Annotated in this window: 9 protein-coding genes; 1 reads left to right on the top strand and 8 read right to left on the bottom strand. The window is 69.3% G+C overall.

All coding sequences use genetic code 11. The features are described 5' to 3' along the window. Nucleotides 1-191 (bottom strand): GlcG/HbpS family heme-binding protein (locus IZR01_RS46140; protein WP_194927527.1); only part of this gene is annotated, 191 nt, incomplete at its 3' end. A 213-nt stretch (nucleotides 192-404) separates the two neighbouring features. Between IZR01_RS46140 and IZR01_RS46135 the strand changes: the two genes are divergently transcribed. Next, nucleotides 405-1,256, top strand: coding sequence for a cupin domain-containing protein (locus tag IZR01_RS46135; RefSeq protein ID WP_194927526.1), 852 nt, complete (start codon nucleotides 405-407; stop codon nucleotides 1,254-1,256). Here IZR01_RS46135 and IZR01_RS46130 read toward each other — a convergent pair. From IZR01_RS46130 to IZR01_RS46100, 7 genes are read right to left on the bottom strand one after another with little or no spacing between them, the layout of a single operon-like run. After that, nucleotides 1,204-2,433 carry a 4-hydroxybenzoate 3-monooxygenase gene (locus IZR01_RS46130; protein ID WP_194927525.1) on the bottom strand — a complete coding sequence of 410 codons (1,230 nt, stop codon included), beginning with the start codon at nucleotides 2,431-2,433 and terminating at the stop codon, nucleotides 1,204-1,206. The two genes, IZR01_RS46135 and IZR01_RS46130, sit on opposite strands and share 53 nt — an antisense overlap. Next, entirely contained in the window at nucleotides 2,433-3,611 is a 1,179-nt protein-coding gene (pcaDC, locus tag IZR01_RS46125) for a bifunctional 3-oxoadipate enol-lactonase/4-carboxymuconolactone decarboxylase PcaDC (RefSeq protein ID WP_194927524.1), read from the bottom strand. Before pcaDC ends, IZR01_RS46130 begins: the two co-directional genes overlap by 1 nt. Beyond that, complete coding sequence (gene pcaB / locus IZR01_RS46120) at nucleotides 3,608-4,951, bottom strand: 3-carboxy-cis,cis-muconate cycloisomerase (protein WP_194927523.1); 1,344 nt, start codon at nucleotides 4,949-4,951, stop codon at nucleotides 3,608-3,610. Before pcaB ends, pcaDC begins: the two co-directional genes overlap by 4 nt. Further along, nucleotides 4,938-5,531: a protocatechuate 3,4-dioxygenase subunit alpha gene (gene pcaG, locus IZR01_RS46115; protein ID WP_194927522.1), complete on the bottom strand. Its 594-nt coding sequence runs from the start codon at nucleotides 5,529-5,531 to the stop codon at nucleotides 4,938-4,940. Before pcaG ends, pcaB begins: the two co-directional genes overlap by 14 nt. Next, complete coding sequence (gene pcaH, locus IZR01_RS46110) at nucleotides 5,531-6,283, bottom strand: protocatechuate 3,4-dioxygenase subunit beta (protein WP_194927521.1); 753 nt, start codon at nucleotides 6,281-6,283, stop codon at nucleotides 5,531-5,533. The genes pcaG and pcaH overlap by 1 nt, the downstream gene beginning before the upstream one ends. Nucleotides 6,284-6,342: 59 nt before the next feature. After that, nucleotides 6,343-6,984 (bottom strand): 3-oxoacid CoA-transferase subunit B, encoded by a 642-nt coding sequence (locus IZR01_RS46105; protein WP_194927520.1) that lies wholly within the window; start codon nucleotides 6,982-6,984, stop codon nucleotides 6,343-6,345. Further along, on the bottom strand, nucleotides 6,981-7,775 hold the full coding sequence (locus IZR01_RS46100) for a CoA transferase subunit A (RefSeq protein ID WP_194927519.1): 795 nt from the start codon (nucleotides 7,773-7,775) through the stop codon (nucleotides 6,981-6,983). The genes IZR01_RS46105 and IZR01_RS46100 overlap by 4 nt, the downstream gene beginning before the upstream one ends. Nucleotides 7,776-8,470 lie beyond the last annotated feature (695 nt).

Raw genomic sequence — 8,470 nt, 5'->3', positions numbered from 1 at the left:
ACGCAGCCCCACGCCTTCGCGTGCGCGATGCCGGGCCGCAGAATGCCGGCGCGGTCCTCGCGCTTGAGGACGACCGCGTTGCCCCCGGGATCCAAAACGGTCACCGCCAACGGCCGGAACCCGAGCTCACGCGCCTTGGCGAGGGCGGCGTCAACGATGTCGGAGGCCTGCTGAAGGGTCAGTGTGGTCATGGAAGCCAACCTACTAGTAAGCCTCTCTACTTGGAAGGTCAGGGGTAGGTTCGACCCTGCCGGGCAACCCGCCACACCACCCTGACCTCGCCGATCAGCGTTCACCACGGCCGGATCGGGCCGATGGCGAACCCTCGCATTGACACAAACCTACTTGGTTGGTTTCCTGGAAGCGGAATCAGGAGCCCAGAGCCCATCGAGAAGTGAGTGCCGATGAAGATCACCGTCTACGACGAGAACGCGTTCAGCATGGACCACCCGCGCGGGACGGTCTCGTTCAACTACCTGCTGATGGGCGACCGCAGCAAGCCGCTGGAGAACTACCGCTACATCCTCGGCCGCAACGAGGCCGACTTCGTCATGCCCCGGCACCGCCACACCTTCGAGCAGGTGCGCCTGCCGATCGTCGGCGACATGAACGTCGGCGAGCAGGGGATCCTGCACGAGGGCGAGATCGGCTATTTCCCCGAGGGCCAGACCTACGGGCCGCAGAACGACCCGCTGGAGCCCGGCAAACCGAACCGGGTCCAGCTCGTGCTCCAGTTCGCCGGGGCGTCAGGCCTGGGCATGGGCGCAGGCCGCGGCCGCGGACCGGGCAACCCCGACGCCCAGCGCGAACCCCGCGAGCGCCGCCCGAACAAGTTCCCGCGCGCCCGCTACCAGGGCGTCATCAAGATGGACCCGGCCCGCTTCAACTGGCTGCCGATCCCGGGCAGCGAAGGCGTCGAGCGCAAGTTCTTCGGCTCCTTCAGCGAGCGCGCGTTCTGGATCGACATGATCAAGATCGAAGCAGGCGCCACCTGGACCAGCAGCAGCCAGGACGCCCGCCGACTGACCGTCGTGCTGTCCGGAAGCGGCAGCGTGTCGGGCACCGAGATCGCCGAGCTCGGCGCGATCGAGGCCGACCCCGGCGAGGACGCGCACTACACCGCCGAGAACGACATGGTGCTCTACACCGTCGGCCTGCCCCCGATCCAGCTCCCCGCGGCCCCCTCGGACCAGTTCGACGAGGTCACCACCGATGGCGGCATCCAGTTCGAGAACCCGGCGGACGGCCGGGAATAGGAACGCCCACGTAGTTCTGCGCCAACTCGGCGGCCGCATTGCGCGAGGACGCGATACGGGCCAGCTGTGACAGTTGGAGGCGGGTGTCGAACGCGGACTGGTCGGGGTCGGTGTGCAGGGTCGTGGTCATGAAGTAGGAGAAGTGCTCCGCGCGCCAGACGCGTTCCAGGCAGGTCTCGGAGTAGGCGTCGAGGAGTTCCGTGGAGCCTGTGTGCTTCAGGTGGGTCAGGGCGCGGGCCAGGATGATGACGTCGCCGGTGGCGAGGTTCAGGCCTTTGGCGCCGGTCGGGGGGACGATGTGGGCGGCGTCGCCGGCGAGCAGGATGCGGCCGTGGCGCATGGGTTCGGTGACGTGGCTGCGCATCGGGAGGACCGATTTGGCGGTGATGGGGCCGCGGGTCAGTTTCCAGGCGGGGTCGTGGCCGAGGGCGAAGCGGCGGTCGAGTTCGGCCCAGATCTGTTCGTCGGGCCAGTCGGTCGGGTCGGTGCCGTTGGGGACCTGGAGATACAGGCGGCTGACTGTGGCCGAGCGCATAGAGGCCAGTGCGAAGCCGCGGTCGGAGTGGGCGTAGATGAGCTCGTCGTAGACCGGGGGCGCGGCGGCGAGGACGCCGAGCCAGGAGTAGGGATAGGTGCGCTCGAAGGTGCGGCGCAGGCTTTCGGGGATGGCGTTCTTGGTGACTCCGTAGAAGCCGTCGCAGCCGACGGCCCAGTCGCAGGTGAGGATCTGCTCGCGGCCTTCGTGGCGGTAATGGACGGTGACGTGATCTGCGTCGACGCCCTCGGCCTCGACCTTGTGGACTTCCGCCTCGAAGGACAACGGTTCGCGGTCGGCGAGCCGCAGGGCTATCAGGTCCTTGACCATCTCGGTCTGCGCGTAGACCATGACGCCGCGGCCGCTCGCCAGGTCGGCGAAGTCGACCCGGTGTGACCGGCCGCCGAAGCGGAGTTCGATGCCGTGGTGGACGATGCCTTCGCGGTCCATGCGCTCCCCCGCGCCGGCCCCGCGCAGCGCGTCGACGGTCACCTGTTCGAGGATTCCGGCGCGCTGGCGCTGTTCGACGTATTCGCGGTCGCGGGCTTCCAGGACCACGGAGTCGATGCCTTCCTGGTGCAGCAGCCGGGCCAGGAGCAGGCCGGCAGGTCCTGCGCCGATGATGCCGACGGTGGTGTGCATCAGTGTTCGTCCTTGTCGTCGGAGCCAGCCTCTTGCTGGAGTTCCTGAAGGACCCGGCCTGCGATGGCGAACGCCGTGTTGGCGGCGGGCACGCCGCAGTAGACGGCCGTTTGCAGCAGGACTTCGCCGATCTGCTCGGCGGTGAGGCCGTTGCGGACGGCGGCGCGGACGTGCATCGCGAGTTCGTCGTGATGACCGCCGGCCGCCAGCGCAGTGAGGGTGATGCAGCTGCGGGTGCGCCGGTCCAGGCCGGGGCGGGTCCAGATCTCGCCCCACGCGTAGCGGGTGATGAAGTCCTGGAAGCCGGCGGTGAGCTCCGTGGTGGCGGCGATCGACCGGTCCACATGCGCGTCCCCGAGGACGGCCCGGCGCACGGCCATTCCGGCGGCATGGCGGTCTGCGTCATCGGACGACGCGGAGCCGAAGTGAGCGCGCAAGGCGTCGAGGACAGCGTGCGGGCGTTCGACCGGCGCGAGGTGCCCGGCAGCCGGGATCTCCAGCAATCCGGCTCCCGTGATGCCGTCGGCGAGTTCGCGCGAATGAGGGGGCGGCGTCGCGGTGTCCTCACGTCCGGCAATGACGAGGGTCGGCGCGGTGATGCGGTCCAGCTCATCGCGGAGGTCGAATTCGGCGAGAGCTTCGCAGCAGGCTGCGTAGGCTGCCGGGTCGGCCGCACGTAGGTCGCCGACAAGCGCGGTCATGGCGTCGCCGCCGGGATACGCGGGTGTGAACCACCGCCCCGGCGCGGACTCGGCCAGGAACCTCATGCCTTCCCGACGGACCCTCGCGGCGCGTTCGCGCCAAGGCTCCGGACCGCCGAAGCGCGCGGAGGAACAGATCAGCGCCAATGACGTGACACGCTCGGGATGTCGCACTGCGAGGTGCGCGCCCACAGCGGCTCCGATGGAGATACCCGCATAAGCGAACTGCTCCAGCCCAAGCCGGTCCGTCACGGCCAAGACCAGATCGGCCAACTCCGCGACCGTCGTCCGCTCCCCCACCAGCGATGCCGCCGAACCCCCATGCCCGGGAAGGTCCCAGCGGATCACCCGATGGTCGCGGGCCAGGGCTTCGGCTTGGCCGTCCCACACGCGCAGGGACGTGCCCAGAGCAGGACCCAGCACCAGCGCTGGCGCGTTCGGCGGACCGTCGATCACGAAGTGCGCAAGAGCACTCAAGAGGCTTTCCTTTCCAACGCCCGATCGACCAACGCAGCGGCTGCACCGAGGTATTCGGCGGGGTCGGTGAGCTGGTGCAGCCGGTCGCCGGTGATCAGGCCTTTGAGATCCGGCGCGGCTGCCAGCACCTCCGCGAGACCCAGCCCCCGGCTGGCTGCTCGCTCAGCGGCGTCCGTGAGCAGTCGCTTGGCCGGGCCCCGGCCGAGCAGGCCGCTCAGTTCGGCGGCGAGGCGTTCGCTGACCACCAGCCCCTGAGTGCGGTGCAGATTGTCGAGCATTCGGCTGGGAAAGACCCGCAGTCCCTCGACGAGTGCAGCGGCGGCGTCCACGGCTCCTCCGGTGAGCCGCAGCAGTTCTCTCAGCGTCTGCCATTCGGAATGCCAGGCCCCTGCGGGTCGCTCGTCCTCGGCGGCGAGCGCACCGAACAACACAGCGGCGAGAGCAGGCGCCTGCCGGGCAGCGGCGGCGATCAGGGTGGCGCGGACCGGATTCGCCTTGTGCGGCATCGCTGAGGAGCCGCCCGCGCTGCCCTCGGCCACCTCGCCGAGCTCGGTGCGGGAAAGCACCAGCACATCGGCCGCGATCTTGCCGAGCGCGCCCACGGTGAGCGCCAAGGCGGCGGCAAGGTCTGCGATCGGCGTGCGCAGAACGTGCCATGGCAGTTCAGGCTCGGCCAATCCCAGCTCTCGGGCGAAGGCCTTCGCGAGGTCGCCCCCGCTGCCCGGCGCATCAGCCAGCGTCTCGAAGGCCGCCAGAGTCCCCGCGGCGCCGCCGAGCTGGGCGGGCAGACGCAAAGACGCCAGCCGGTCCGTGGCGTCCAGGACGAGGCTGCGCCAGCCGACGGCCTTGAGCCCGAACGTGGTGGGGACGGCGTGCTGGCCGAGCGTGCGCCCGGCCATCGGGGTGTCCCGGTACTCGGCGGCCAGCCGTCCCAGGACGTCCGCAGTGCTCCGGAGTTCACCGAGGACCGCCGCGACGGTACGCGTCGCGACCAGCATGACGGCGGTGTCCAGGATGTCCTGACTGGTGGCGCCACGGTGCACGAATTCGGCGGCCTCGGGAGGCACCGCAGCCGTCAGGTCGGCGACCAGCGGAATCACCGGGTTCCCGCTCTCGCGCGCCCGGACCGCGATGCCCCGTAGGTCGAAGTCTTCGGCGCGCGACGCGGCGGTGACCGCCATGGCAGCCGAATCAGGGGCCTGACCAAGTGCAGCTTGGGAGCGGGTCAGAGCCGTTTCGGCGTCGAGCATCGCCTGGAGGAAGGCGGCGTCGCCGGTCATCTCCTCAACGGGTGTGCCCGCCCAGACTGGTGCGAGCAGGCCGAGGTCAGCGGAAGTCAAGGAACACCGTCTCCTTGTCTCCCTGAAGGTGGACGTCGAAGCGGTATACGCGTTCGGCTACCGGCTCGGCGATCAGGGTGCGTCGCCGATCCGGATCGAGCCCGGCCAGGAGTGGATCGCTTTCCCAGTCAACGCCGGGTAGAGGCAGGTAGATGCGGGTGAAAAGGTGATGCAGCAGTCCCCGGGCGAAGACGCAGACCGACAGGTAGGGCACGCCGCCGGGCGAGAGCGTCTGAAACGCGTAGCTGCCGTCCGGATCGGTGGCGACGCGCCCGAACCCGGTGAAGGTGACGCCGTCGCGGCCCGCATAGCCGCCGGTGGTCTGGTCCCGGCGCAGCGAACCCGGGGCGCCGGTCCGGGAGCCGTCCGGGGCCGGCTGCCAGATCTCCAGGAGCGCGTCGGGTACGGGTTCGCCCGCGCCGTCGTGAACGTGGCCATGGATGGTGATGGCGCGGGCGTCGGGTCCGGCCGGCGCGATTCCGGTCAGCGCGATTCCGGCCGGCGCGATCTGGCCGCCCTGCGGGAATGGCAGCGCGTAGCCGTAGAAGGGGCCGACGGTCTGGGAAGGAGTGGGAAGCATCAGTGTCCTTCTTCGATCCAGGTGGCGGCGGGGCCGTCCAGGACGATGTCCCAGCGGTAGCCGAGCGACCATTCGGGGACGGACAGGTCGTGCTCGTAGGCGGCGACCAGCCGGTTCCGGGCGGCGGGGTCGGTGACCGACTGGAGTATCGGGTCGTAGGCGAAGAGCGGGTCGCCGGGGAAGTACATCTGGGTGACCAGCCGCTGGGCGAAGGCGTTGCCGAACAGGGAGAAGTGGATGTGCGCGGGCCGCCAGGCGTTGCCGTGGTTGCGCCAGGGATAGGCACCGGGCTTGATCGTGGTGAAGCGGTAGCCGCCCTCGTCGTCGGTCAGGCAGCGGCCGATGCCGGTGAAGTTGGGGTCCAGCGGGGCCGGATGCCGGTCGCGTTGGTGGGCATAGCGGCCGGAGGCGTTGGCCTGCCAGACCTCGACCAGCTGCCCCCGCACCGGCCGGCCGTCGCGGTCCAGGACCCGGCCGGTCACCGTGATCCGTTCGCCGAGCGGTTCGCCGGGGTGCTGGCCGGTCAGGTCCGGGTCCAGTTCGGTGACGTCGGTGCGGCCGAACACCGGGCCCGACAGCTCGACCGCCTCCGGGTCCTGGACGGTCACCAGCGGCTGCTTCGGGTGGCGTAGCAGGCTGCTGCGATAGGGGACATAATCACGCGCCGGGTGGTGCTGAATCTGACCGGCCTCGGTATACGCCCGGGATCGTTCGGCGATCTCCCGGGAGATGTCCTGCTGGGTCAGTGGCATAAGGGCCCTACCTTTCTAGGACAAGTTCGCGGCACTCACGGCAACGCTCGCAGCGGCACTCACAGCGACGCTCCCAGCCGGACGGGCGCCGCGGTCCGGCGCACCACCTCCTCGACGGTGACGCCGGGCGCGGTCTGGACCAGGACCAGGCCGTCGTCGGTGACGTCGAGGACGCCGAGGTCGGTGATGACGCGGTGGACGCAGCGCCGGCCGGTGAGCGGCAGCGTGCACTCCGGCACGATCTTCGGCGAGCCGTCCTTGGCGGTGTGCTCCATCAGCACGGTGACCCGCCGGGCGCCGTGGACCAGGTCCATCGCGCCGCCCATGCCCTTGACGATCCGGCCGGGGATCATCCAGTTGGCGAGGTCGCCACGCGCGGAGACCTGCATCGCGCCGAGGATCGCGGCGTCGATATGCCCGCCGCGGATCATCCCGAAGGACAGCGCGGAGTCGAAGAACGCCGCCCCGGGCCGGACGGTCACGGTCTCCTTCCCGGCGTTGATCAGGTCGGGATCCACCTCCTCCTCGACCGGGTAGGGACCGACCCCGAGCACGCCGTTCTCGGAGTGCACGACGACATCGACCCCCTCCGGCAGGAAGCTGGGCACCAGTGTCGGCAGGCCGATGCCGAGGTTCACATACGAGCCGTCGGCGAGCTCGGCCGCGGCCCGTGCCGCCATCTCATCTCTGGTCCAGCTCATGCTGTGGGCACCATCCGCACCGTCCGCACCGTCCGCACCGTCCGCACCGTCCGCTTCTCAATCTGTTTGTCAGCGGCCTGATCCGGGGTCAGCGCGACCACCCGCTGCACGAACGCCCCGGGCAGGTGGACCGCGTCCGGGTCCAGCACGCCGGGCTCGACCAGTTCCTCGACCTCGGCGATGGTGATCCGGCCGGCCATCGCGGCCAGCGGGTTGAAGTTCCGCGCGGCCTTGGCGAACACCAGGTTCCCGTGCCGGTCGCCGCGAGCCGCGCGGACCAGGGCGAAGTCGGTGGTGATGCCGTGCTCCAGCACGTGCCCGCGCCCGTTGAATTCCCGGACTTCCTTAGGCGGCGAGGCGACCGCGACACTGCCGTCCGGTGCGTAGCGCCAAGCCATCCCACCTTCGGCGACCGGGGTACCGACACCGGCCGGGGTGAAGAACGCGGGGATTCCGCAGCCTCCGGCCCGCAGCCGTTCAGCCAGCGTGCCCTGCGGGATCAGCTCCAGCTCCAGCTCGCCGGCCAGGTACTGGCGCGCGAACTCCTTGTTCTCCCCCACATACGAGCCGGTGACCCGGGCGATCCGGCCGGCCGCCAACAGAATGCCGAGGCCGCCGCCGTCCACCCCGCAGTTGTTGGACACGACGCCCAGGCGGCTGGCGCCCTGTAGGAACAACGCCTGGATCAGGGTGTCGGGGACCCCGCTCAGCCCGAACCCGCCGACGGCCAGACAAACACCGTCGCCGATGTCGGCGACTGCCTCCTCGGCCGAGCGCACCACCTTGTCCATCCGCCACCTCTTCGTTTGCGCAGTGCTTCGCTTGCGCACCGTGCGTTCGCCTGATGAACTTTAATTCATAATCTGTGCAGAAAGTCTGCTCCGTGGGGCCGCACCTGTCAACGGCCTCGATCAGTACGGCTTGGGACTGAACCGGTACGGGTTTGATCCAGACCACAGCGCTATGGACGGTTCGGGGTTAGGAGCTCCTTTTTGGAGGGCTGGGGATTGCGGGGCGGGCTGCGGTTGGCGTGTGGGCTTTAGAAGCTTTTTACGGCCTTCGGTCATGGTTGTGCCGGTTCGGGGTTCGGGTCGGCGGGTGTGTTCGTCGGCTGCCGGTTTCCGCGTTCACGACCCCGCCGCACCTCAGGCCTCTTCAACTCCGGCAAGTCGGGGCAAGATCAAGAACCGGATCAAGAGCCAGATCAAGGGCAAGATCAAGAGCCAGATCAAGATCAAAGACTGTGATGAAGAGCCGGCGCCTCCGGCGGGGGCTCTCGGCTCCCTCGGGGAACTGGCGCAATTCCATAGGGTGGTTGCCTCAGGTCCCTGCGCTGGCGGTTTGTGAGGTGGTGCGGTTCGTTCCCCACGGTCGCGTCGTCAGCCCCAAGGGGTACAGCACCGGTGTCCGGGAGTAAAGTCCGCGCCGTTGCGGTCGGGCCTGCAAGCTGCGGTTTTGATAGCGCGAACTTGACTCCCGGCCACCG

Source organism: Catenulispora pinisilvae (assembly GCF_015356865.1).
Taxonomy (GTDB): domain Bacteria; phylum Actinomycetota; class Actinomycetes; order Streptomycetales; family Catenulisporaceae; genus Catenulispora; species Catenulispora pinisilvae.
This window is presented reverse-complemented; position numbering and strand designations above follow the sequence as displayed.